This is a genomic window from Bacteroides sp. AF25-38AC (assembly GCF_003602995.1).
Classification (GTDB): Bacteria; Bacteroidota; Bacteroidia; order Bacteroidales; family Bacteroidaceae; genus Bacteroides; species Bacteroides uniformis.
Genome location: NZ_QTMD01000040.1, coordinates 1 through 23288, shown reverse-complemented (window position 1 = coordinate 23288; position 23288 = coordinate 1). Strand labels below are relative to the sequence as shown.

Genomic DNA, 23288 nt, shown 5'->3' with positions numbered 1-23288 from the left:
TCTGCCTACAACATCCCCTTACCCCACAATGCGACTTGAGACAATACGCAGTATCATACCCATAAGTTGTAGGCGTTATCCAAAATCAGTCTGAAAAATATCTGCGTAAGCATTGTTACAGGTATAGATATTCAGCACATACCGCCTTGATGTCCTGATCCACTTGGCTGGTACAGAGATAAACCTGAAGACAAACGCTTTTATGCGACTTGTTGCATTGAGTCCGAACCTCTTTACGTCAAGTCTTTGGATAATGGCCTTGTAGAAGTTACGGATAAGTGCTGTAAGAAGAAGGAACACAGTGTTCTCGGCCATGAAGGATTTGGGCAATCTGTCCCACCCGAAACCATTGTTCATATCATCAAAGATACGTTCCTTTCCTCCACGAAGGTTATAGAACTCGACAATTTCTCTTACGGAAGATTCATAGTCGTTAGTCAGGATACAACGGTATGTGTATTCTCCTTCCCAAAGATCCTGCACACCATCCATCCGTTTCTGTCTTTGAATCACAAGTCGGTATGCTTTACCCTTCCACTTCTCAACAAGGATAGAGTTCAATTCAAACTCAATGCCATTGATTTCCTCAGTCTTCCAGCCTCTGAGAGCAAATATGTCATTGTAGAGCGAACTGCAGCGGTTAGTGCGGATATAGAAGGACTTGCAGTGTTTCTCTATTTCCTCCACGATTTCCTCGGAACATGATCCGCAATCAGCTCTGAAACGATTGATAGTGAGCCTGTTCTGTTCAAATCTCTCAAAGAACCTCTTCAGCGTGTCCTTCTGATGAAAACGAAGGTTTTCGTTAAGCCAGATGAGCAGAGCTAAGTTTACTTAAGCTCTGCCATGGCGAGAAAACGTGCCATGAAATGGAACTTTTGTGTTACCATCGCTATTCTCAATGCCAACAATCAAGTCACCAATAACCGCCACGCCAGGGCGATAACCAGAGAACTTCTTGTATGTAGGCTTTGCATCATACTTCTCACCCTCTTTCAGTTGGTCAGATGCAAACATACAATTGAGCAGTAAAGTATTGAGAGTGTCAGCCGTGTTGAAATCGTAGTTCTTACCCGTATCTGATGTGTATGAGATGTTTTCTTGCGTCAGTTCCTTTATCGCTCTGAGGATAGTATCAGAACTACAAGTATGAAGTGTCGGATGAAGCGAGAGATGGTTCATCAAATGAGTAGTGACATCCTCAATACATGAGCCACCACAGAAGTAGATACTCATGAGAGAACGGATGATTTCGCTGTACTGATAACCTAACGATCTACACCTTAGACCGAGGGTTGAGTCGATTACAGATGACAATGTGGAGTCAAATTGCTCATCAGGTAGGGCGGAAGGATTTCGAGGAATTTGGACGACGCATAGGGTTGGGCAATAAATTGATAAAGCGTGAGCTTGATGAGTTTGTCAAAGAGAAACCATTGGTGCAAGTATTGATAGACCGTTCCTTTTTATCGGAAGAACTGAAAAAGTAATATAGGATGTCTATGGGGTACAGGTGTAAGATGCTTTCTTTCTGATGAAGGGCGGATAAAGCATTCTTCAGGAAAGTACTTCTCCTTTTCCCATACCGGTCATACCGTTAAAACTGATTGATAATTATGACGCGTATGTTGGCCGGTATGCCTATCTTTGTGGCAATGAAAACAGAGAAAGGATTGATTTTGTAAGTATTATCATGGCAAAAGAACTGATTCGTGTCCCTAGGGTGCTTGGGGAAAGCTATAATTCCGTGCTGATTGAACGGTTGTATGAGGCAGGTGGAAATGTCATGCTCGATCTGATCATATACCTGGGCAGCTATCACCTCAAAGACTTGTTCGGGACTTCCTGGTTCTCCGTAGAAGACTTCTGCCGTAAGATGGGGTATGACCGTACCAACTTGCAGCGCAAGCTGGATAGCCGGCAGCTCGCGGCCATGTTCGGAAAGAATATGCAGCCGGAATATGTATGTACCGACACGGCAGGACAGAGAATCAGCCATCCTATCGAGACGGTTTTTGAGGCGGCTCTCTATAAACTGGGATTGGAGAACCTCTGCTATCCGACCATTGGCGAGGATGGCCGTACATCCTATAATTTCGTGCAGATCTTGAAACGTTTCGACATAATGACCGATTTCAAGACGAAGAAGTCAACGAAAAGGCTGTACTCGGCAGTGGTAAGCCCGGAGATAAAGAATTTCATGTTCTCGCTCTATAACCTCTTGGAACTTCAGGATTACCGTAGCCTGCCCAGCCGTTACCGCTATTTCTATCTGGAACTTTCCAAGATGGTTTACCTGATCAAGTATAAGACCACCAAGAATGAGGCTCCTTTTTATGTGCTGACAGTCGATCAGCTGGCTAAAAAGCTCGGCATAGAGATTGCCGAACCCAAAGACCGGAAAAAGAAGGTCGCCTCGATACTGAAAAAGATGAATACTTACCTGAAATATACCAATTTCAATTTCTCTTTTGTGAAAGGCGATCATGAGAGATGGGCATATACCGTGTTGTTCTCGTTTCCTAGGCATACGCTGCACTATTTTGATGAAGGACAATATGCTGTCGTGGTGAAGAAATTCTATAAGAACCTGCTTGGGCTGTATGTCGAGATTGCCTACCCGGACACGGATATGGCTGTCAGGAGGAAGAAGATCAAAGAGGTGGAGGAAGATGCCGGACTGTATAAAGAGTTCCTTTTATGGGCAAACTCCCCGGAAAGCGTAGAAAAGAAGAAACAGATATATATCAGTGATTTCGTGGCTGTATTCGGCAGGTTTCCGGAAGGATGGGCACAGGAAGAGTTGGAGAGTGCCAATGGAACGGAAGTTGCTCCTGCTCCTGAAGAGTTCATATCTCCGGAGACGGACGGGGCGGTGAACATGGACGATCCAGCTGTGTAGAACCGTCCACGTTTCACGGTTTTTTATAGAATTAGTTGTGTAGAAGTGTCCCTATTGGGGTGATTAGATGTGTGGAGTCATCCGCTTTGCCTGTTTTAGTTGTGTAGAAGTGTCCCGTTTGTTGCTTCTAGTTGTGTAGAACCGTCCACTCCTTTTGCTTTAGTTGTGTAAAAGCGTCCGGTTTCACTTGTTAGCTGTGTAAAACCGTCCACCCGTTAATGAAGGGAATAGGTAATCCCTGTTTTTTTTATATGTCGGTATATCAGTGAAATAAAAGAGAGAAATTTTTAAATAAAAGGTATCGGCTGTGTAAAACCATCCACCAAAATACATAATAAAGACCTAAACTCCTAACCCCTTTAAATATCCCCAAAGCGATAACATAGAAATGACTGGGAAAATAAATTTTCCCTTCACATGCCCTATACGTACTTTCGGAAAAAGATTTTTCGGAAGTATGTGTTGATTTTCACGTTTTTTTATATGATTGGAAGGCGGTTCTGTTCATCTTCTGTATCCGAATTAGTTTTTCAGGGCGTTCCCTTCTGACCGGGCTATTCGTTGCAAGTCCTCGTTACCCTCCAGGCTTTTCCCTGCTATCCCTAACGCTCTACGCTCCGGCTATGCCGGAAGAGAGGTATGATGATTTTTTCCTGAACTGATAGGAACATTGCGAAGGTAGGCGTGGCCGGAACGCCCGATATTGAAAAGCCAAATCTCCATCCTCCCATTCCGGGAGGTAGTATTTACCAGTTCAATCCCGTTCTGATCCGTCTTTCCCGCTTTCTCTTCAATGCACTGTTCCCAATCAGTTGAGGAAAAATTTATGGTTGGGGCGACAAGCGATGTTTGCGAGTATTAATCTTTTAATTTTTGGCAGTATGAAAACGAAGAGAACCGTATTTGAAGTGAATGACGTTTATCGGGTGATGGAAAACAGCGAGTTGATTTATACCTTGACGAACAGTGAGAAACTGAAACGTGAAGAATATAAGTATGAACAGATGGAAATAGAAGGATTGTGCTTGTCTGATGTACTGGAAACACTAACACCCAGCCGTAAAAAAGTCGCTTATGCGGCGATTGAGCTATATAAACGGCTGAAAGAAGGGCAAGTTGAAAGTCCTGCGCTTTTATCCAGCAATAATGTTTATAAAATGATGCATCCTGTTTTGTGCGATATAGCTACTGAAGAGATGTGGGTGCTGTTGCTGAACAGTTCGTCCAAACTCATCCGTAAAGTCCGTATCTCATGCGGCGGGATAAATACCGCCCCTGTGGATATACGGGTTATCATGAAGCAGGCATTGTATTATAACGCCGTATCTTTTATCATGGTACATAACCACCCATCAGGAGCACGCAAGCCCAGCAGTGCGGATGACCGCTTGACGGAAGCAGTTAAAAAAGCCGCTGAAACATTAGACATCCGTTTGGTTGACCATGTGATTGTGGCAGGCAATAACTATTATAGCTATGCGGACGAGGGAAGATTGCAAAATAGGTAAGGTGGACGGGAGAAATCCCGTCTGCCCGGGATTTCGGCTTCGGGGTTCTTTTTTGGCAGTCACCCCAAAAAAGAACCAAAAAAATGCTTCCCGGACTATCGGATGCGACATCGTAAAATACGCAAAGACGTGGCTTTTCAGAATAAATACATATCTTCGCGCCAAAGGTGATCGGAATGAATGTATTTTCTACTTTTGATACAGGCGTTATGGTGGCTCTCTTACTGGGCATTGAGTTTCTTAGAAGTGATATCCGAACGATTCTCTATTGTAAAAGGAATGATCCCAGGATTCTTAAGAGTTGCTTATATACGCTGCTTATATTATTGACCAGCCTTTATTCTATTGTGGCCGGAGCCATGCTTCATCCGGAACCCGTACCTGTTTATGAGTTGATACCCGGTTTTCAATATGGGGTTTATGGCTTTTCTTTTTCGTTTATATTGCTCGCTGTTGCATGTCTTTATCGTAAAACATTACCTTTTGTCCTTTTGGGCTACGCTATGATATATGTGATCGGTGTATTGATACCACTACTTAGGTATGTAGTGTCTATGATGGATTATTTCACTCGCACAAGGGTATAGCAGGTTAATTTCTTGATTGTATCGGATTGCCCTTTCTGTGGGCTGCCTCCCCCGGCTTCTTTCCTCCGATCCGAGTCCGGCTTTTTGCTCGGCAAAGGTTTCGGGATTCCGCAAATGGCAAGTTACGGCCATGCGCCTTTACTGTATGGAAAATAACGATGAAGAAGTGTCTTCCCGACATTTTCCATAAGTGAAACTTGGCTTATTGCTTGCAATCCAGACCTTGATATGCCGAAAAAAGGCTCAGAACTCAGATGGGGAATGACATCAAAAAAAAGGTCGGCTGACCAAAGACCTTCCCGATACAAAAAATGAAAAGGTCTTGAATCTAGCTGAAGAATAAATCAGATGTTCAACTTAAATAATGCTAATATGGAAAATTTGATTACACAAATCAACAAAGAGAGATTGGTTAATAGCGACACAGCTCTTATGATGAAGGAATTATACTATTACGTGCCTTGTGAGTATTGGTATGACAAACAGGATAGGCTACGCACCGATATTGAGGGAAGGAATACCCCGATGTATATGTGCGAGTGCCCGACACTGGCAGCATGTATCCAATGGATGATACAGACTCGTGAATATACGTTTCAAACAGAACAAAACGTGGCGGTCTGGCATGTGGTTGTGAGGGCTGGAGATTATGTGTTGTATGACTCCGAAAGTAATGCGGACGCTTTTTGTTGTTTGGAAGAAGCATTGGAAAAAGCGGTACAGGAGTGCATGGAGTTATTGTATTAAAATTAAAAAAAATCAGTCCCCGTGAAGGGGACTTTCCTATAATCTTGCTGAGAGGTGGAATTGCAGACGATCTTTGAGAATCATCTTTGAAGGATGGGCAGAGGTTTATTCGTTATTTGTTATTTTTGTTCTCGGATTTCAGCGCAATTCCATTCCTTCTTAATAGGCGATATACTGTTCCGCTACTGCCTATGTTTAATATTTTCTGTATCTCCCTTACCGGCGTTCCGGATTCATAGAGTTGGATGCAGCTTTTCTGCTTGGCGATGTTGTTTTTGTTGATAAGTGTCTTTCTGCCGAATTTGACACCTTTTTCCTTGGCGATTCTTCTGCCTTCTTGGGTTCTCTCATAGATAAGGTCTCTTTCAAACTGAGCGAAAGCACCGAGAATGTTGTTCATCAGTTGGCCGATTGCGCCTTCCGTACTGATGTTGTCTTGCAGTGAGGTGAATTGGATGCCCCTATTCTTGAAATCTTCCAATAGCGTAAGGATATTCTTCAGCGAACGGCCAAGCCGGTCCAGCTTATATACGACAAGTGTGTCGCCTTCCCGGAGAAAGCTCAGGCAGGCATCCAGTTCCGGGCGGTTTTGTTGACGTCCGGTCATTTTCTCAGAGAAGATTTTCTCGCATCCGGCAGCCTTCAACGCTTCCAGTTGCATATCCAGATGTTGTTCCTTGGTGGAAACACGGGCATATCCTATTTTCATCCTGTTTTCGTATTTAAATGTGTAATGAAGGTTTTAATTCTTCACTTTTTCAAATATGAAGACATTAATTCTTCATATTCCTCACGGCTGTATTGGTTGAACCCCTTTTGCTTCATTGCCAAAAGAAGCCTTTCCAGTTCTCCGATAGTCACTACCTGTTTGCCGATAACGGTAAATTGTTCCCATTCTCCCTTTTCGTTGAGCAGGTATTCCCGGTGTGCAAAACAGTAAAGAGAACCATCGATGTCATTCCGTTTCTGCCATTGACGCAGGTGCTTCAAACTGGTGAAATCACGGGTGACAGTACGTGGAATGGGAACCAATACGTCAATTTCCATCTTGAATTTTATATTCTCTTCCGCTTCTCGCATGGGTGATTAGCTTATTTCATAATACATCAATTATCGTATGGGCAGGAAGTTCCAGTTTGGAGAAAGCAAACATTTTCTTGCCCAAATCCTTTAGCGATGCCCCAATATGATATACTTCCGTATTATCAATGATTAAGAAGCGGTCATGACTACTTTTGTAGGTTCTAGCTTCAATGGGAGGATATTGGTCATTGTGTTTGTTTAAATCAAGTTGGAGCTGTGCGTTTATTTTGTGTATAAATAGTAGCTGATACTCCACTGTTTCGTTTGCTCAACATGAGTAACACGGATTCATCTACATAGTTGTCGATAAGCACAAGTGAGCATTTGGCAGACTTTATTAAATCTGTAGCAAACTTATACGCATCGAATATCTGACCGTCAAAGAATATACCTTCCACCGGAGGCAATGAGGTGCGTACAAAGAAGTCTATCTTTGCATCATGTTCAGCAATGGTTTTCTCTATTTGGAAGAATCTATTGTTCATTCTATATTCCATGTCATTGAGCCGTTGGTTTATAGAATAACCTTTCAATAAATATTCTTTTAAAATTTTATTTGCCCATTGCCTGAATTGCGTACCTCTTACGCTTTTAACTCTGTATCCAACTGAAATTATTACGTCTAGACTAAAGAACTTGACAGGCTTATCGGAATTAGCAATGTGCAAAAAATGCACATTGCTTTTCTCTTCCAATTCCTTTTCCTTAAAAACATTATTTATATGTTTGGTAATAACGGTTCTGTCACGTTGAAAAAGTTCTGCTATCTGCGCTTGTGTGAGCCAAACGGTTTCATCTTCTAAACGTACTTCCAACCTTACAGCTTCATCCGGTTGGTATAGTATGATTTCTCCTTGCTTCTCCATTATATGTTTCGCTTTTATTATATTGTTGCAAATGTACGAAAAAGAAACGTTATAAAGTCTGTTTTTTCCGTAAGTATTACCTTAAAAATTTGTTCCCTTTTTATTTTAATAAAACAGAAACATTCTGCTGTTTTAAAAATCAGTTATCTGTTTGCTATTCATAGTTAGGGTATCAAATAACTAAAATTCAAATGGAAACGCAAATCTATATTTTATGCAGATTTGTTTGTTAGAAGCGGAGAAAAGGACACAAGACATGATAAGAATCATAGGTCGGGGAGCGCCGCACGGCAAGGGGGGCACTAGCCTCCCGACGAGTGCAGCCGTTGGCCGGGTTATCGGTGAAAATGGAAAAAAGTTGGCTTTTCTTTTGGTATTGTTATAACTTTGTCTATATTTGTGTTGTGATAATCAATTTTAAAGTTATAACATTATGGTAACAAACATTATTCAGATTGGAAACAGCAAGGGGATAATACTTCCTTCCGAGATATTGAAACAGTTGCGTTTGTCCTTGAAATCGGCTGTGAGCATTTCTTTGGACGGGAACAATATTGTGATAAAGGCACAACCACGGCAGGGATGGGCGGAAGCTGCCAAACGTGCCCATGAGAATGGGGATGATGAGTTGCTTATCCCTGATGTGTTTGAGGATGAAAAGTTTGAGGATTGGACATGGTAGAACAGTATGGAGTGTATTGGGTAGAGTTAGACCCTACCCGTGGGGGTGAAATGGCAAAGACACGGCCATGTGTTGTTGTAACTCCTTCAGATTTGAATATGTACCTTACAATAGTAGTCATTGCTCCGATAACCTCCACCATAAGGAACTATCCTTACCGGGTTCTGTGTTCTGTAGCCGGGCGTGATGGGGAGATAGCCACGGATCAGATTCGCACGGTGGACAAAAGCCGGCTGAAAAGAAAGATTGGAGATTTGAATTTCAGTGAGATAAAAAGACTGAAGGAAGTGTTTCATCAAATGTTCTGTGAATAATGGAAAGTGTGCAAATAACAGGTTATGTAGCGTATTCAAAAAAGATATTATGAAGCCAACTACTTATATTAATTGGGACGGTCTGAAAGACATTCCATTCTTCTACTGCGATACAAAGGAAGATGAAGAAAACAAGGATTTCGACATCTATTACCAGGGCAAGCTGGTGTTGCATGACTACAACCATTGCGGACACTACCTTTACACTGCTGCGCTGCTGTTCAGTAAAATCAGAAACATTACAGCCGACTGGGTGAACCTGCATAACCTTTGGATTCTGCGTGATTGCGTGCGCGAGAATTACAATCACGGCATAGGAGTGGACGACCTTATTTTCGGAGAGAATTTCGATGGCAAGAACCTCGATACACTCACACCGCTTACCAAGAAACGCTTTGATTATTTGTGTAAGCGGATTAAGGAACTTGACCCATACGCAACAATTTAACACTTCATTGGGCGAAGGCAGGGCTTGCTGCGGATGCCAGACTTTAAATAATCCATTGGATTAATTATCTTTGCACGCTAATTTTCAAATTATAAAGAAATGACTAAATCGGAAATCGTAAAGGAAATATCTGCCAGAACCGGCATCGACGGCAAAGCGGTGCTTGCTGTTTTGGAAGGATTCATGAACGAGGTAAAGACTTCGTTGGGTAAGGAGGAAAATGTCTATCTTCGTGGATTCGGTAGTTTCATAGTGAAGAAGAGAGCGCAAAAGACAGCTCGGAATATCTCTAAGAATACTACTATGATTATTCCGGCTCATAACATACCGGCATTTAAACCGTCTGACGAATTTTTGAAAATGGTAAAACAACAGAACGCATAATAGGTAAACACAATGAAAGATCAGTTACGATTATTGAGAGACTGTATCAATAATGATCGTCCGGCAGTTGTCTTTCAGGGAGACGATTTTTGCGCTCCTGAGATTTTGGAAGCAGCAAAAGAAATTTATCGTAAACATGGTTGTTCCGAAGAATTTCTTTTTGACTGGCAGCTGCTTATCAATGAGGTGAAGGCTTACCAGTTAGAAAGTCCGGCAACTGTCAAATTGCCGAAACTCTCCCCGACAGAAACGGAACTGGTGCGGGAAGAGATGACTAAACGCTAAAAAATATTCTCGTTTAATACGCACCTTTTATTCTTCAGGCAGCGTATTGAACGGGATGGGATTAAAATGTTGGCGAACCTGCTTTTTTCGAAAGTTCCTGCCAATAGTTGAAGTCACTCGGTGAAAGATGCTCTTGCATCCAGTCACGCATACCAATATCGTTTCTTTCGTTCACATATCTCGTAAACGGAATCATTGTCTTACATGCTTCAAATCCAAGCATTCTCATATGGCGTGAAATGTTGGGAGGAAGACCTTCCAACCACTCTTTATAATACATTATCAATCTGTTTTCTTGGATTGGAACCGCTTGTTGGTGGTAAATATAGCTGGCGTTTCCGATTCTAATATCTCTGGCCTTATTTTCCCGTTCTTCTTCAGGTAGCCGACTTAAATATTCAGCTTGTGCTATTCTGCATTTGGAGTTTGGATGTTCCATGGTATTTTATATAATTAAGACTCTTCAATGATACGGTTCATCAAATCACATATTTTTTGGCAGCTATGACGGTCTGCGCAAGCAGGATAGGGGCATTTCTCAAAGGATGCCTGATTATCCGTAACTATGAAACCTCCGGAACGACGTACATAACTTACCGGATGAAAATAAATATCTTCCTTTTTCGGCCTATAAGTACATAGTCTTATAAGGCTGTTCAGCTCTTTGCAAATTTGCTCACATTTTTCTTTGGGATAATGTGGCAAATCACTGAATGCTTCGTAGGGGACAAAGGCAAATGCTTTGTCATCCCACATGACAGGTGTGTAATTCTGTACCATTTGTTATTTGGAATAAGGATGGCTGGCAGATTCCGTATTTCTGTATCAGTTAGGTAATCCGTCACTATTTAAGTGCGCCTGGGCAAACTCCCAGAGGTTCGTTTCGGCAATGCACTTTTCATAAATCTCATCCAATACTTCTTGCATATTTTCTACTTTATTGAATTTTAAGGGGCTGCCGTTTGTTGCGGCTTGCCTTTCCAGTTGTTCGATGATACTGGGAAATATCCCACGCAATAAACCGACGGTAGCTACGGCTGTAGCTGGTTCTACCTCTATTGTAATCTTTTTCTTTTCCATATCGTTGTATTATGTTATCAAAAGTAATAATTATTAGGATATTGGTAAGCATTTCTTCTGAAAAACTTTTTAAAGATATTGTTTTAAGATGACATACTGTGTTTTTGCGTTCACGCAGTATTCTTTCCCACCCTCCCCTTCATCGGAATGACTGTTCTCATTTCCGGTTTACCCGTAGTCATCCGCTATGCGGCTGATTATGGGCAAACCAGAAAAGAGAAGTTCCAAACGTGGGCGGGATTGCAATGGTCATCATCCGGAGCTTCGGCATTGCCGAAACAACCTCCTTCTTCCGTATTGCAGCCCCGTCCTTTTACCGTTTGTCCCGGCAGTCCGTTGCTAACCCGTTCCCCCCTGCCACTTGTGGCAGGGAGATAGGAATACGGTTTTGCTTGCAAAACCGTATGGCTTGTTTTACTTTCCGTACTGCCCTTTTCCTAGTTTTCTGCCTCCCTTAATGTGCGTTTTTCATAGCCCCATCTGAGACCCTTTGTTTTTGAACGGCAAATTTATTTCGGTGGATGGATACGAAAGAGTTCCGGTCTTCGCACTTTGTCCCGAAAAAAATAACGCCGGACGGCTTCGCTGTCCCCAACATTTTTTGTCGTCCAAAACTTTTCTTAATCCCTCCTTCCTTATTGTTGTGTGCCGTAAAAAAAAGGCTCATAAACTCAGATGGGGCATGAAAGCTCAAAAAAAAAGTCGGCAGAAAGAAAAGGCCATCCCGGAAAGGGGTTTTAAAAAAAGGTCTTTAAATCTAGCTGAAGCATAAAATTAGAAGTTTAACAATCCCAAAAAACAACGAGTTATGTCACGAGTACACTATTTAGAAGGAGATTATGAACAGTTAGTTATTAATGAAACGATAGACGGTCTTTTTTCCAGTTATCGTATAGACCGCAATTCATTGCCAAAAGGATTTTTCCTTTATGAGATTAGATGGGATGACAGCTTATCTTCATTGGCAGAGATTAGCCCCTCTGTGGTGGTGAATCATGCAGGTTCATTCATTACAAAGTCACCCCTTGAATTTGATGCAAACAATAGCATACGGATAACCTATACCAATTTTATCGAGTTCTGCCAGTTTGGTGAGTGGGCTTATGAGAAACTGGCTGTATTGGATTGTAATTCCGGTAATGTTGCGGTGATAAGCCCAGACAGGAGATTGCAGACCACTGAAGAGATTGAGATTTTTTTGAGTGGGCATTGTGGCTATCATCTGAGTGAGATTAATTGGATGGTGATGAAAGGCGATGTGCTGTTTTTGAACGAGAACGATTTTTAATGAGTATAACCGTAACTGCCTCTTGGAATGGGGCAATTACATAAAATATTATAAGTATGAAGTGGATAGATAAGATGGTAGAACGCATTACCCGAAAAGAAACTGCTTTAAATGACCACTTTTGTGTAAATCGGCATACGGTTGTATGTCAGAGTGGTATGACTGATTATGTTTCTGTAACGATTGATAATACCGATGGTTTTGATTTCGATTTTTGGACAAAACAACTTTGTTTTGAGAAGGACTGTAAATATCGCTCGGAGATAAAAGCGGCTTTTGATAAAATCTATGGCACAAGGAATATAGAATGTTGTGAATAATGAAGTCAGAAAAGTATGATACCAAAGGAGATAATGAAACTTTATGAAAAGCTTGCTTTCAGTCGGGGATATGAAGAAGCCTTTCGGGATTTTTTGGATGTTTGTCTTTACTATTTGTCTGTCGGGATGTTGGCGGAGGATTATCGTAGAGTGGAAAAAAGATATAAGCCATATGAAATGGAACTTTTTGTTCAAATGTTTTATAGGGTGTCTGAATATTCGGAAGGATTTTGCGATGTCTTGGGAGATATGTTCATGGAGTGTGTCAGTCATGGGAATAACGGACAGTTCTTTACCCCGATACACGTTGCTGATTTGATGGCATGTATGGGGGGAAATAGGCTGAAACCTAAACAGTCGGTCTGTGATTCGTGCTGTGGTTCCGGCAGGATGCTACTTTCCGCTGTAAAAAAATGTGCGGAAGAGAATGATGGAGGAAGGCTTTTTTGTTATGGCTCGGATATAGATTTGATTTGTGTAAAGATGACCGTTGTCAATCTGATGATGAATAGCGTACCCGGTGAAGTCGCATGGATGAATACATTGACAATGCAGCATTGGAGAAGTTATCATATAGATTTACAGCTGATAGCCGGAGTATGGTTGCCTATTTTAAAGATAACGGAAGCAGGTGACACTTCTTTTATTAGGAAACTTGAAAATGCAATGGAGGATAATTCTGAATTGAAGAGGTCGATTCAGAGCAACGCAAGGGCTACGCAGCTGACTTTTGATTTTTGACAAGATAAATATGTAAAAAGGATTTTGGTATGAAAGCAATAAGAACAAAAGAGGTGAATGAGAACGTCAAAGCGGCGAACAGTTGTTTGCGTAAAGCGAAATGGCAGGCTAAGGAATTGGCTGTTTTTACAGGTGAAGTAGTGCGTCTGATGGATAAGGAAGGGCATTCTCTACAAGGGTTCTTTAATCGGGTGGAGTTTGTTCTGGTGGACGGCACTATTAAATTCCGTGTAGTTATAAATCCTATTCTTGAATGTGAGAACTGTATAATGGCTTCTTGCCATGAAGACTATCTTTATGAGGTGGTCTCGGTGGAAAAGTTTACCTATAAAAATTATAGGTATCATTTGTAATGATATTGTATTTTAATGATTATAAACTGATTTATATTATAACAATGATGGGCAAAATTAATAATATTCCCGTTTTGAATGAAGATGTTATTCGTTTGGTTGTACTCAATGAGGAAATTATTGGGTATATCTATCCACGAAGGACTTCTTATGTGGTGGCATTGGAGATAAAGCCGGGACGTACTACCTCTTTGGCTACATCTGTCAATAAACAATGCATGGTTTTGTTGAGTGATAAGGTTCGTTTGGCCACGGAACAGGATTTCGATGATTTTCATATATGCTTTGATGGTTTCAGAAATAACACTATGTATTGTTATAATCAGGGAACGGAACCTATATACCTTCAATGAAGCACATTCTCCCTTCTTTGGGATTAGGGAAGGGAGGGTATTTTGCTGTCCGCTACTTTTTGGCAAGCACCCCAAAAAAGTAGCAAAAAACGCTTGGAGTTACTGGTAATCCCATTAATTTGCGTTCACGCAGTATTCTTTCCCACCCTCCCCTTCATCGGAATGACTGTTCTCATTCCCGGTTTACCCGTAATCAGCCGCTATGCGGCTGATTATGGGTAAACCGGAAAAGAGAAGTTCCAAACGTGGGCGGGATTGCAATGGTCATCATCCGGAGCTTCGGCATTGCCGAAACAACCTCCTTCTTCCGTATTGCAGTCCCTTCCTTTTACCGTTTGTCCCGGCAGTCCGTTGCTAACCCGTTCCCCCCTGTCACTTGTGGCAGGGAGATAGGAGTATGGTTTTGCTTGCAAAACCGTATGGCTTGTTTTACTTTCCGTACTGCCCTTTTCCTTGTTTTCTGCCTCCCCTAATGTGCTTTTTTCATAGCTCCATCTGAGATCCTTTGTTTTTGAGCGGCAAATTTATTTCGGTGGATGGATACGAAAGAGTTCCGGTCTTCGCCCTTTGTCCCGAAAAAAATAACGCCGGACGGCTTCGCTGTCCCCAACATTTTTTGTCGTCCAAAACTTTTCTTAATCCCTCCTTCCTTATTGTTGTGTGCCGTAAAAAAAAGGCTCATAAACTCAGATGGGGCATGAAAGCTCAAAAAAAAAGTCGGCAGAAAGAAAAGGCCATCCCGGAAAGGGGTTTAAAAAAAGGTCTTTAAATCTAGCTGAAGCATAAGTTTAATTTTAATAGATAAAAGACTATGGCACATCAGAGTAAATATCCTAGTTTAGACAGACAATGGCATAAGATGATGTTTTCTTTCTTTGAGTATCTTCCTATGCAATATCGGCAGGCAACGGAAAGAGAATGGCAAATTCGTAAGATGATATGGAGTTTTAAGGATGGAAAAGCTTATTTGAATATAGCTTGGATGATAGCGAATAAGTTACATCAAGTTTTTGGTGATGATGTTAAGAATATTGTTTTTGCTTGTGTTCCGGCTTCTTCCGCTGATAAGAATGAACTTCGTTATAAGGGGTTTGCTTCGGCTGTGTGTAAGTTTTCAGGTGCTATCAATGCGTATGAACATATACGTGTCAGTGGAGATCGTTTGGCTATTCACGAGAAATTTGACAGCAAGTCGCTTCAAAAAGTACAAGTGATAGAATTTGACAAGGACTTTTTTCGGGGTAAGAAAATCTTGGTATTTGACGATATTTTAACAAAAGGGTTTTCGTATGCTCGTTTCGCATGTCAGTTGGAAAAAATAGGAGGTGAGGTTTTGGGAGGTTTCTTTTTAGGTAAAACAGTTGTCCGTATGTTATAAGATGAAAGAAAAAGAGAGTTATATAGAGAAGCAGAAGGATATCTTTGGAGATACTACTTGGTTCACTTATCGTTATGAGGTGAATGGAATGGTGTATGAAACTTCGGCAGGTTCGTTGGATATATGTAGAAAGGCACGTGATAAATGGATGAAAATGATGTCCGTTGCTTTTACCGGTCATAGAACGATACGAACAAATAAATATGCTTTGTCCGTATCGTTGAATGAAGAGGTACGTTTCTGCTATGAGAATGGAATCCGTTTTTTCTATATTGGTTGTGCGGTTGGATTTGACATGATGGCTGCTCATACCGTACTTGAACAAAGGAAACAATATCCCGATATGGTTTTGGTGGCGGTTGTTCCTTATGTCGGGCAAGATGTGTATTTCAACAAAGAGGACAAACAGAGGTATGCTGATATTTTGCGCCAAGCCGACAAGGTGGTAGTTCTATCCGAATATTATTATGCCCAATGCTATGCCCACCGTAATGATTACATGATTTCACACGCCTGTAGGCTGATTGCCTATTGGGATGGAAAATCTGCCGGAGGAACTTCTTATACGTTTAACAAGGCACAAAAAAAGAAATTGGTGATATACAATCTGTTTTGATTCAGATTGTATATCGTTGTTTTCCAGCGGTATGATCAAACGTGGCGATGTCATACTGTCTGGTTGCTGTAAGTGCTAATACTTCCGATGCAAAAGAGAAAGACACAATAAATATGAAAAGCAATGATAGATGAATTTTACTTAATTGTTTTACCTTTGTAAAACATTAGTGTCCCATTAAAATTGGGACGAATTAAAAATTAAATAAACTTGGCCCATTTGGTCCGAATCGTTCTTTGTCATTTTGAAATTTAGTTTTATCAAAGAGGTCTCTCAGATGAGTCTTATCAGTCAATGAGATGCTCAGTATTTGTAACACTTCATATGTACTTCTGTTCAGTTGCATATCGTGTTGAATGATTGCCACCAAACAGTAAGCGCATATAGCAGCATATATCTGTATTCGAACAGCATTCTCTGTAGTTCCCCAAAATCTTTTGATTTTAAGGTGCTGCTTGAGCCATTTGAAAAACAGCTCTACCTGCCAGCGATTTTTATAAAGTTCAGCAACTTGAAGCGCAGATATATGCATCGCATTGGTTATGAATGTAAATTCTCGTTCTTGTTCTTCATCCCAATATTTAACCAATCTAAGTGGCTCTGGATAATATTGTTTAGGATAGAATCCTGTCAGAAATACACTTGCGTCTGAAAGCACATTCTTAGGCAGCCTACGTTTCCATTGGATGGATTTGTACCCGAGATTCTTTTTTGCTCTGACAACAAAGTAGGCTTCAATTTGATGAATTTTATACAGTATTTTGAAGTTGTTATAACCGCGGTCAAAGATGTAATAAGAGCTTGGTTCATAAGGAATTTCAATCATAACTTTAGAATCGTGTACGGATGCTTCCGTGATATGAAAGAATGCAGGAATCTGTGTTTCCACATCATATAATGTATGCACTTTGATACCACCTTTCTTTTTGCGGAATTTTGCCCACCAAAAGACTGAAAGGCACAGGTCAATAGTAGTCGAATCGAAAGCATAAACGTTACCGCCAAGTTTGAAAATATGATTAGCACACTTTTGTCGTGCTTCGCTAACCAGGTAGTAAGCATATTCTTCAAAGATGTGATAGTCTCTATCTTGATTTGCTCTTGCCAGCGATGACTTTGATACATTTTTACCCATTCCTAAATGATAACATTTGGAATGATGAGCTTCAAGAGCAACTATCAAATCTCGCAGACTTTCACGATTAGAAAGTTGACCAAACATCAAAGCAAGTAGTTGATTCCAGCAGGTGAAGTGCTTCACATATTTATCACCATCATACTTGGTGACTATGCGGTTAAACTTACTTCGATTCAGAAATGAAGCCAATTGAGCGAAAACGTATTTGTCTTGGAACATATGCCATCGGATTAATCTGATGCAAAGCTACAAATTCAAGTCCGTTCGCTCGGAAAATCGCTGTAACTAACTAAATTTCAAATATTTCAAAGAACTCTTTTAGATTTTAATGGGACAACAATGTTTGTAAAAGGTAAAACAATATGCGTTTTTCAGATACAGAGAACAATATGACCTTTTGCATAGGTGTGTGTTGGTTAGGAACTCCAAATATGGAGTCGTTGCAGAAAATAATGATGAACTTGAATATTATTGATAAGGATGGAAACAATGGAAGCTAATGAACTGATGCGATATGCCTATGAATTACTGCAAGGGCATTCGAATGAAGAATGTGCCCGAATATTAAGAGAAGTGGTGGCCGAGTGTCAGGTGTGTATAAAGAACTGTGAAGAAGGTGTTTTCGAAAATATGCTAAAGTAATAACAACAAGAATATGGAAATTACTCATAAAAATCAAGGAGAACTTGACTCAACCATGCTCCCATTCGTGATGAGAGAGCTGGTAGAACTGGTCATGAAGAAAAAGGCATTGCCTTTAGGCGATGCACTGTATTATATATATTCTTCCAAGTTGTATAAATCTTTGCTGGATAAGAGTACCAAGTTATGGTATTCAAGTACATTGTCGCTTTATGAAACATTGGAGAAGGAAAAAACAGAAGAAAAACGACGGTATAACGGTGACACGAAGATCCTGCTTTTCAAGATGTTCTGCATTGAGAATTATAGGGAGGAAAAGAAACAAAGTGCGGAAGAAACCTTGTTGTTGTTTTCGGACTATGGGGTTTTTGATTTTTTGGATGAGACTTTTGAAATGCTTCATACCCAAGACCCCGAATATATATTAGATACTATAACGACTTATATCAATAAAAGAAAATGAGACTATTTCATGGATCTACAGTTACCGTGAAACGCCCTAATATACAGAAAGGACGGAAGGCTACGGACTTTGGGAAGGGATTTTATACGACAACCAACTTTGAACAAGCAAAAAAATGGGCTTTGTTGAAGAAGAACAGGGAACAGAGCGAAAAAGCAATCGTCTCTGTTTATGAAGTTCCCGATGATATTCTTGATAGGGAATATCCGGTTCTTCGGTTTATGGGTGCGACAAAAGAATGGCTGGAGTTTGTTGTCAACAACCGCAGAGGAAGAGAAAACGGTGACTATGACCTAATAATGGGGCCTGTCGCAAATGACCAGTTATATGCGACAATTCGGCTTTATGAACAGAGAGTTGTTACGGCTGAAGCCGCTATTGAGATGCTGAAAGCGCATAAGTTGTTCAATCAGCTTTCATTTCATACGGTAACAGTCGCTTTGTTGTTGAAGTTTGTTGAATCAATTGAAGTGGGGTAAAGAATATGTGAAGTGAAAATAGGGGGAAGTTTATCCCCCAATGGTAAGGTTGTTTTTTGCGTCCACTTAGTTTTTTCCCACCCACCCTTTCAGCGGAGTGACTGCCCGGCAGTCTGTTGCTTACCCATATGTCCTAGCCTTTTAGGGCTGTAGATAGGTAGTTGGATATTTCGCTGCCAAATCGGCAGTCCGCTTCAATCGTTTGCTTGCTTTTCTCCGAGTGGAGCCTTTCTGCTTTTCCGGTGGTGTAATCTTCTTTTATTGGAAACAGGTGTAGTGGCTGTATGCCTGTGTGGTTATGTTCTCCCGCAGAATCCGCAAGTCAGTTCTTCCGTTGCAGCTTTTCATTTTATCGTGCAGTCACTTTTTTCGATACGTGGAATATGATATGCTTCATTCTTCGGCTTCATTTTTTTAAAAGGAATTGCAGATGTTTCTTCCGGTGTGTCGATAGGCGGCTGACCATCTTTTCGGGATGTGCCATGCTTGCTGTCTAACCGGTTGTTTTTTGCATCCTTTCCAAACCTGTTACTGATTTTCAAGTTTTGTCTTTTTCATATCATTTTTTAGGGAAGTCAAATCATTTTCCGTTGCAAATATAGATTGTTGCTAACCCCTTTTACGGGGATAAGGGGACGATTCACAAACACCACGTTGTTATTCGTCTGAAATCTTCCTTTTTTTGCCTTGCATAAAAAGCGTATTTAACCCGAATTATTTGCTGCCATCTTCACCAATAAAAAAGTTACAAATCTTCCTTTTTCCGGCCAGCATAAAAAGAGTATTTATATCTTTTTTCATGGTGTCCCCCAAAGCCAACAATCAGTTATTGCACTGTAAAATTGATTAATTAACTTCTAAAAAATCAGAGATATGAAAAAGATTGAAAATTCATTCGCAGTAACAGGCAGGATTTGTAGGGATGCAGAAATCCATTTATTCGAAATAGTAAAGGTTGCACACTTCTCTATTGTGGTCAGTCGCATAGGCAAGATAAATGAAGAAAAAACATTTGTTTCCTCTGTTATGAAAGTTGAAGCCTGGAGTAAGATGGAAGACCGCTATGCTTTTTGGATACTGCAAAAAGATGTACTGATTACCGTTGAAGGCTACTTTAAGCCGGAAGAATGGACGGATTCTAAAAGTGGGGAGAAACGTAACCGCATTGTGATGGTAGCTACTAAGTTCTACCCGACTCCGGAAAAATAAGAACCCCCGGACTAAAAAGAAAAAGCAATCAAACGATTGAAGCGGCACAAGGTCGCTTCAATCGTTTGCTAATGCGGCAGAAGATTATAAAAAAAGTGTTTCTTAATTTGGTGATTTTCAGATTTATCGGTATTTTTGTATCAAAAATGATACCTAAATATGTTTTTCTATGAAAAGATTATATGATACATATACAATATACGAATTTTCAGATGAATGTATTGTAAAGGAAATCTGCAAGAGAGTTAAGTCTATAAGACTTAGCTGCTGTTTTTCCCAGCAAGAATTTGCGGATAAGGCAGGAGTATCTATCGTTACTATTAAGAGAATAGAATCTTGTAAAGTAAGTGATATTGCCCTAAGTACATTGCTTAAGATTTTGCGTATAAGTGGAACTCTTGAAGGCGTTGTCGGTTTGGTTCCGGAACTTCCAGACTCCCCTTTCCTAATCAATGAAAAAACAGGTAAAAGAATACAAAGAATTAACGGTAAACGTAAGATGGTATGAAGAAAGAGCCGATTATAGTGAATGTATATCTGTGGGGGACTTGCATTGGCAAATTGAATTGGGACTTTGAAAAGCATTGTTCTGTATTCCAATTTACGGATGAATATAGGAAACAAGATTATGATATATGCCCTTCCACACACCCTAAGAGAACCCCTTTGTTTGCGTCTTTCTATGGGAATAAAGATAAATTATATCAAGGGCTTCCGGAATTTCTTGCAGATGCGCTTCCTGACAAATGGGGGGCTTCCCTATTTGACCAATGGCTCACGGATAATAATATAAAGGTTACGGAATCATTGCCTCTATTGAAGCTCTCTTATATTGGCAAGAGGGCTATGGGAGCATTGGAATTTGAACCGGAATTTAATGATGATGCCATCCATGAGTCAGTAAATATGTCATCATTGGCAACTTTGGCTTCTAAAATATATAATGATCGAGATGCTGCTGTCATATCACCGGAGGATAGCCTCACGATGAAAAAGTTGATATATCTTGGAACTTCTGCCGGTGGCATGCGCCCGAAGGCAGTGATTGCCTATAATCTCGAAACGGAAGAGTTTCGTTCCGGCCAGGTGGATTTGCCTGAAAATTTTAAGCAGTATATCATCAAATTTAAAGAAGCAGATGACTCTCCTACCACAGAGATAGAAATGGTATATAGCGAAATGGCAAAGGCGGCGGGAATCAACATGATGCCATGCTTCCTGAAAGAAATTGATGGAAGAAATCATTTCGTAACGGAAAGATTTGATCGTAAGAATGGAGAAAAGCTCTTTAGTCAGACCCTTGCGGCCATTATGCCGGGTGCAGATGATTATATGAAGCTGTGTTGGATAGCAGAGACTCTGAAACTTCCCCAGGAAGACAAAGATCAGATATTTATCAGAATGGTATTTAATTATGTCGCAGGTATATCCGATGATCATAATAAGAACATATCGTTTATCATGGATAAGGCAGGGGTATGGCGTTTATCACCTGCATATGATGTAATGTTCACGGCAAATACATGGGAAAATTCTTCAGCACACATTCATTCGATGGGCGTGATGGGCAAAAGGTCTGCCTTGACTACAAGTGATTTCGTCAACTTTGCCGAGGATTTTGTAGAGGAGCCCGAAAAGAAGATATTACAGGTGTTCGATGCTGTAAGCAAATTTCAATCGTTATGCGCCACGTATGGCATAGATAAGGCTATATTTGATAAAATCCAACATGTATTGGATGGATTGGTCACTGATGATTTGGATTTGCTGCAATTAACTTAAAGAACAGTAGATGGTGATAGTTGCTCCAGTCTTTTCTGGAACGGCTTTCTTTTCTTTTGAGATCTTTATACCCCTATTTGTTATTTTGGAGAAAGTCACATGTTTCCCACCCACCCTTTCAGCGGAGTGACTGTCCCCGTTTCAGGATTTCTCATAGTCACTCGCAGGCTCCGTGATTGTGTGAAATCCAGGAATGGGGAAGGCAAAGGAGAGAGGCATATCCGGTCTGCTTTCGGAGCTTCGGCCACATCGAGACAACCTCTTTCCGGCGGCTATGCCACTCTCCTTTTATTTGCCCGGCAGTCTGTTGCTTACCCATATGCCCCAGCCTTTTAGGGCTGTATATAGGTAGTCGGATATTTCGCCGCTAAATCGGCAGTCCGCTTCAATCGTTTGCTTGCTTTTCTCCGAGTGGATGCCTTTCTGTTTTTCCGGTTGTATAATCTTCTTTTTCCGGAAACAGTTGTAGTGGCTGTATGCCTGTATGGTTATGTTCTCCCCGCAGAATCCGCAAGTCTGTTCTTCCGTTGCAGCCTTTCATTTTATCGTGCAGTCACTTTTTTCGATACGTGGAATATTGTATGCTTCATTCTTCGGCTTCATTTTTTTAAAAGGAATTGCAGAGGTTTCTTCCGGTGTGTCGATAGGCGGCTGACCATATTTTCGGAATGTGCCATGCTTGCTGTCTGACCGGTTGTTTTTTGCATCCTTTCCAAACCTGTTGCTGATTTTCAAGTTTTGTCTTTTTCATATCATTTTTTAGGGAAGTCAAATCATTTTCCGTTGCAAATATAGATTGTTGCTAACCCCTTTTACGGGGATAAGGGGACGATTCACAAACACCACGTTGTTATTCGTCTGAAATCTTCCTTTTTTTGCCTTGCATAAAAAGCGTATTTAACCCGAATTATTTGCTGCCATCTTCACCAATAAAAAAGTTACAAATCTTCCTTTTTCCGGCCAGCATAAAAAGAGTATTTATATCTTTTTTCATGGTGTCCCCCAAAGCCAACAATCAGTTATTGCACTGTAAAATTGATTAATTAACTTCTAAAAAATCAGAGATATGAAAAAGATTGAAAATTCATTCGCAGTAACAGGTTTTATCGGTAAGGATGCAGAAATCCGTAGTTTTGAAACAGCAAGCGTAGCACGCTTTTCTATCGCGGTCAGCCGTGCAGACAAGACAGGTGAAGAAACCTCTTATGTTTCCGCTTTCATGGGGATTGAAGCCTGGAGAAAGAATGAAGCACTGGATTCCTTCGATGTATTGAAAAAAGGTGAGCTGATAACCGTTGAAGGCTACTTTAAGCCGGAAGAATGGACGGATTCTAAAAGTGGGGAGAAGCGTAACCGCATTGTGATGGTAGCCACCAAGTTTTATCCGGCTCCGGAAAAAGAAGAAGAAAAACCGGATCAGCCTAAACAGAAGGCTGTCTCTAAAAAGAAAAAAGCAAGCAAATGATTGAAGCGGCCTAGTGCCGCTTTTTTTTGCTACATATCCGAGAGTGTTTTTGCGTTCACGCAGTATTCTTCCCCACCCTCCCCTTCATCGGAATGACTGTTCTCATTCCCGGTTTGCCCGTAGTCATCCGCTATGCGGCTGATTATGGGCAAACCAGAAAAGAGAAGTTCCAAAC

At 40.8% G+C, this 23288-nt stretch carries 34 protein-coding genes and 2 pseudogenes; 23 read left to right on the top strand and 13 right to left on the bottom strand.

The annotated features are described in order from the left end of the window. Positions 1–75: 75 nt before the first annotated feature. Positions 76–1335: pseudogene (locus DWY55_RS19455) on the bottom strand (IS1380 family transposase); the annotation flags it as partial. On the opposite strand from DWY55_RS19455, the gene DWY55_RS19450 reads away from it, so the two are divergent. The 5 genes from DWY55_RS19450 to DWY55_RS19425 all read left to right on the top strand — a co-directional run bounded on the left by DWY55_RS19450 (position 1317) and on the right by DWY55_RS19425 (position 5744). Then, positions 1317–1490, top strand: coding sequence for a hypothetical protein (locus tag DWY55_RS19450; RefSeq protein WP_224201638.1), 174 nt, complete (start codon positions 1317–1319; stop codon positions 1488–1490). The pseudogene DWY55_RS19455 and the gene DWY55_RS19450 sit on opposite strands and share 19 nt — an antisense overlap. Positions 1491–1693: 203 nt before the next feature. Then, positions 1694–2902, top strand: coding sequence for a hypothetical protein (locus DWY55_RS19445; protein WP_005868786.1), 1209 nt, complete (start codon positions 1694–1696; stop codon positions 2900–2902). Between the two features lie 881 nt (positions 2903–3783). Then, positions 3784–4410 (top strand): RadC family protein, encoded by a 627-nt coding sequence (locus DWY55_RS19440; RefSeq protein ID WP_005868785.1) that lies wholly within the window; start codon positions 3784–3786, stop codon positions 4408–4410. Positions 4411–4586: 176 nt separating this feature from the next. After that, positions 4587–4997, top strand: coding sequence for a hypothetical protein (locus DWY55_RS19430; protein ID WP_005868783.1), 411 nt, complete (start codon positions 4587–4589; stop codon positions 4995–4997). A gap of 348 nt (positions 4998–5345) precedes the next feature. Continuing rightward, complete coding sequence (locus DWY55_RS19425) at positions 5346–5744, top strand: hypothetical protein (protein WP_005868782.1); 399 nt, start codon at positions 5346–5348, stop codon at positions 5742–5744. 112 nt (positions 5745–5856) lie between these two features. Here the strand turns inward: DWY55_RS19425 and DWY55_RS19420 are convergent, their stop codons facing one another. The 3 genes and pseudogenes from DWY55_RS19420 to DWY55_RS19405 all read right to left on the bottom strand — a co-directional run bounded on the left by DWY55_RS19420 (position 5857) and on the right by DWY55_RS19405 (position 7693). Continuing rightward, entirely contained in the window at positions 5857–6453 is a 597-nt protein-coding gene (locus DWY55_RS19420; protein WP_005868781.1) for a recombinase family protein, read from the bottom strand. 41 nt (positions 6454–6494) lie between these two features. After that, complete coding sequence (locus DWY55_RS19415; protein ID WP_005868780.1) at positions 6495–6824, bottom strand: hypothetical protein; 330 nt, start codon at positions 6822–6824, stop codon at positions 6495–6497. 16 nt (positions 6825–6840) lie between these two features. Next, positions 6841–7693: pseudogene (locus DWY55_RS19405) on the bottom strand (virulence RhuM family protein). A gap of 433 nt (positions 7694–8126) precedes the next feature. Between DWY55_RS19405 and DWY55_RS19400 the strand changes: the two are divergent. The 5 genes from DWY55_RS19400 to DWY55_RS19380 all read left to right on the top strand — a co-directional run bounded on the left by DWY55_RS19400 (position 8127) and on the right by DWY55_RS19380 (position 9806). After that, the gene (locus tag DWY55_RS19400; protein ID WP_005868778.1) at positions 8127–8375 is read left to right on the top strand and encodes an AbrB/MazE/SpoVT family DNA-binding domain-containing protein; all 249 of its coding nucleotides are present in this window, start codon (positions 8127–8129) and stop codon (positions 8373–8375) included. Further along, on the top strand, positions 8369–8689 hold the full coding sequence (locus DWY55_RS19395) for a type II toxin-antitoxin system PemK/MazF family toxin (protein WP_005868777.1): 321 nt from the start codon (positions 8369–8371) through the stop codon (positions 8687–8689). The genes DWY55_RS19400 and DWY55_RS19395 overlap by 7 nt, the downstream gene beginning before the upstream one ends. Before the next feature lie 49 nt (positions 8690–8738). Continuing rightward, on the top strand, positions 8739–9137 hold the full coding sequence (locus DWY55_RS19390; RefSeq protein ID WP_005868776.1) for a hypothetical protein: 399 nt from the start codon (positions 8739–8741) through the stop codon (positions 9135–9137). 99 nt (positions 9138–9236) lie between these two features. After that, positions 9237–9521 carry an HU family DNA-binding protein gene (locus tag DWY55_RS19385; protein WP_005868774.1) on the top strand — a complete coding sequence of 95 codons (285 nt, stop codon included), beginning with the start codon at positions 9237–9239 and terminating at the stop codon, positions 9519–9521. A gap of 12 nt (positions 9522–9533) precedes the next feature. Beyond that, a complete protein-coding gene (locus DWY55_RS19380; RefSeq protein WP_005868772.1) occupies positions 9534–9806 on the top strand; it encodes a hypothetical protein in 273 nt (90 codons plus the stop codon). Positions 9807–9867: 61 nt separating this feature from the next. Here the strand turns inward: DWY55_RS19380 and DWY55_RS19375 are convergent, their stop codons facing one another. From DWY55_RS19375 to DWY55_RS22090, 4 genes are all read right to left on the bottom strand, one after another. After that, positions 9868–10245, bottom strand: a complete 378-nt coding sequence (locus DWY55_RS19375; RefSeq protein ID WP_005868770.1) for a hypothetical protein — start codon at positions 10243–10245, stop codon at positions 9868–9870. Between the two features lie 14 nt (positions 10246–10259). Continuing rightward, positions 10260–10586, bottom strand: a complete 327-nt coding sequence (locus DWY55_RS19370) for a hypothetical protein (protein WP_005868769.1) — start codon at positions 10584–10586, stop codon at positions 10260–10262. Positions 10587–10631: 45 nt separating this feature from the next. Then, positions 10632–10886 (bottom strand): hypothetical protein, encoded by a 255-nt coding sequence (locus DWY55_RS19365; RefSeq protein ID WP_120178286.1) that lies wholly within the window; start codon positions 10884–10886, stop codon positions 10632–10634. Between the two features lie 197 nt (positions 10887–11083). After that, a complete protein-coding gene (locus tag DWY55_RS22090) occupies positions 11084–11284 on the bottom strand; it encodes a hypothetical protein (RefSeq protein WP_118036830.1) in 201 nt (66 codons plus the stop codon). A gap of 410 nt (positions 11285–11694) precedes the next feature. On the opposite strand from DWY55_RS22090, the gene DWY55_RS19350 reads away from it, so the two are divergent. The 5 genes from DWY55_RS19350 (at position 11695) to DWY55_RS19330 (ending at position 13941) form a co-directional block, all read left to right on the top strand. Beyond that, positions 11695–12174 (top strand): LPD28 domain-containing protein, encoded by a 480-nt coding sequence (locus tag DWY55_RS19350; protein WP_005868767.1) that lies wholly within the window; start codon positions 11695–11697, stop codon positions 12172–12174. A gap of 56 nt (positions 12175–12230) precedes the next feature. Continuing rightward, positions 12231–12494, top strand: a complete 264-nt coding sequence (locus DWY55_RS19345; protein ID WP_005868765.1) for a hypothetical protein — start codon at positions 12231–12233, stop codon at positions 12492–12494. A gap of 177 nt (positions 12495–12671) precedes the next feature. Next, entirely contained in the window at positions 12672–13235 is a 564-nt protein-coding gene (locus DWY55_RS19340) for an N-6 DNA methylase (protein WP_225990576.1), read from the top strand. 29 nt (positions 13236–13264) lie between these two features. Beyond that, positions 13265–13588 (top strand): hypothetical protein, encoded by a 324-nt coding sequence (locus DWY55_RS19335; protein ID WP_005868762.1) that lies wholly within the window; start codon positions 13265–13267, stop codon positions 13586–13588. Positions 13589–13662: 74 nt separating this feature from the next. Then, on the top strand, positions 13663–13941 hold the full coding sequence (locus DWY55_RS19330) for a hypothetical protein (protein WP_224201642.1): 279 nt from the start codon (positions 13663–13665) through the stop codon (positions 13939–13941). A gap of 212 nt (positions 13942–14153) precedes the next feature. Here the strand turns inward: DWY55_RS19330 and DWY55_RS22085 are convergent, their stop codons facing one another. Then, positions 14154–14354 carry a hypothetical protein gene (locus DWY55_RS22085; RefSeq protein WP_008782408.1) on the bottom strand — a complete coding sequence of 67 codons (201 nt, stop codon included), beginning with the start codon at positions 14352–14354 and terminating at the stop codon, positions 14154–14156. Positions 14355–14752: 398 nt separating this feature from the next. Here DWY55_RS22085 and DWY55_RS19315 point away from each other — a divergent pair, with 398 nt between their 5' ends. After that, complete coding sequence (locus DWY55_RS19315) at positions 14753–15319, top strand: phosphoribosyltransferase (RefSeq protein ID WP_005868760.1); 567 nt, start codon at positions 14753–14755, stop codon at positions 15317–15319. A 1-nt stretch (position 15320) separates the two neighbouring features. After that, positions 15321–15935, top strand: a complete 615-nt coding sequence (locus DWY55_RS19310) for an SLOG family protein (RefSeq protein WP_005868759.1) — start codon at positions 15321–15323, stop codon at positions 15933–15935. A gap of 193 nt (positions 15936–16128) precedes the next feature. Here DWY55_RS19310 and DWY55_RS19305 read toward each other — a convergent pair whose 3' ends face one another. Next, positions 16129–17292: an IS4 family transposase gene (locus tag DWY55_RS19305; protein WP_005868407.1), complete on the bottom strand. Its 1164-nt coding sequence runs from the start codon at positions 17290–17292 to the stop codon at positions 16129–16131. 436 nt (positions 17293–17728) lie between these two features. On the opposite strand from DWY55_RS19305, the gene DWY55_RS19300 reads away from it, so the two are divergent. Continuing rightward, positions 17729–18178, top strand: a complete 450-nt coding sequence (locus DWY55_RS19300) for a DUF3791 domain-containing protein (RefSeq protein ID WP_005868755.1) — start codon at positions 17729–17731, stop codon at positions 18176–18178. Next, on the top strand, positions 18175–18657 hold the full coding sequence (locus tag DWY55_RS19295) for a DUF3990 domain-containing protein (RefSeq protein WP_005868753.1): 483 nt from the start codon (positions 18175–18177) through the stop codon (positions 18655–18657). Before DWY55_RS19300 ends, DWY55_RS19295 begins: the two co-directional genes overlap by 4 nt. Positions 18658–19001: 344 nt before the next feature. Here the strand turns inward: DWY55_RS19295 and DWY55_RS19290 are convergent, their stop codons facing one another. Continuing rightward, complete coding sequence (locus DWY55_RS19290; RefSeq protein WP_007564664.1) at positions 19002–19199, bottom strand: hypothetical protein; 198 nt, start codon at positions 19197–19199, stop codon at positions 19002–19004. 331 nt (positions 19200–19530) lie between these two features. Here DWY55_RS19290 and DWY55_RS19285 point away from each other — a divergent pair, with 331 nt between their 5' ends. The 3 genes from DWY55_RS19285 to DWY55_RS19275 all read left to right on the top strand — a co-directional run bounded on the left by DWY55_RS19285 (position 19531) and on the right by DWY55_RS19275 (position 21648). Further along, complete coding sequence (locus DWY55_RS19285; protein WP_005868751.1) at positions 19531–19866, top strand: single-stranded DNA-binding protein; 336 nt, start codon at positions 19531–19533, stop codon at positions 19864–19866. A gap of 169 nt (positions 19867–20035) precedes the next feature. Then, the gene (locus DWY55_RS19280; RefSeq protein ID WP_005868750.1) at positions 20036–20374 is read left to right on the top strand and encodes a helix-turn-helix domain-containing protein; all 339 of its coding nucleotides are present in this window, start codon (positions 20036–20038) and stop codon (positions 20372–20374) included. After that, the gene (locus DWY55_RS19275; protein ID WP_005868749.1) at positions 20371–21648 is read left to right on the top strand and encodes a type II toxin-antitoxin system HipA family toxin; all 1278 of its coding nucleotides are present in this window, start codon (positions 20371–20373) and stop codon (positions 21646–21648) included. Before DWY55_RS19280 ends, DWY55_RS19275 begins: the two co-directional genes overlap by 4 nt. A 157-nt stretch (positions 21649–21805) precedes the next feature. Here DWY55_RS19275 and DWY55_RS22080 read toward each other — a convergent pair whose 3' ends face one another. Beyond that, positions 21806–21967: a hypothetical protein gene (locus DWY55_RS22080; protein ID WP_005868748.1), complete on the bottom strand. Its 162-nt coding sequence runs from the start codon at positions 21965–21967 to the stop codon at positions 21806–21808. Positions 21968–22185: 218 nt separating this feature from the next. Beyond that, positions 22186–22383, bottom strand: coding sequence for a hypothetical protein (locus DWY55_RS19270; RefSeq protein ID WP_007564676.1), 198 nt, complete (start codon positions 22381–22383; stop codon positions 22186–22188). A 331-nt stretch (positions 22384–22714) separates the two neighbouring features. On the opposite strand from DWY55_RS19270, the gene DWY55_RS19265 reads away from it, so the two are divergent. Then, a complete protein-coding gene (locus DWY55_RS19265; protein ID WP_005868746.1) occupies positions 22715–23113 on the top strand; it encodes a single-stranded DNA-binding protein in 399 nt (132 codons plus the stop codon). The last annotated feature ends 175 nt before the right edge of the window (positions 23114–23288 follow it).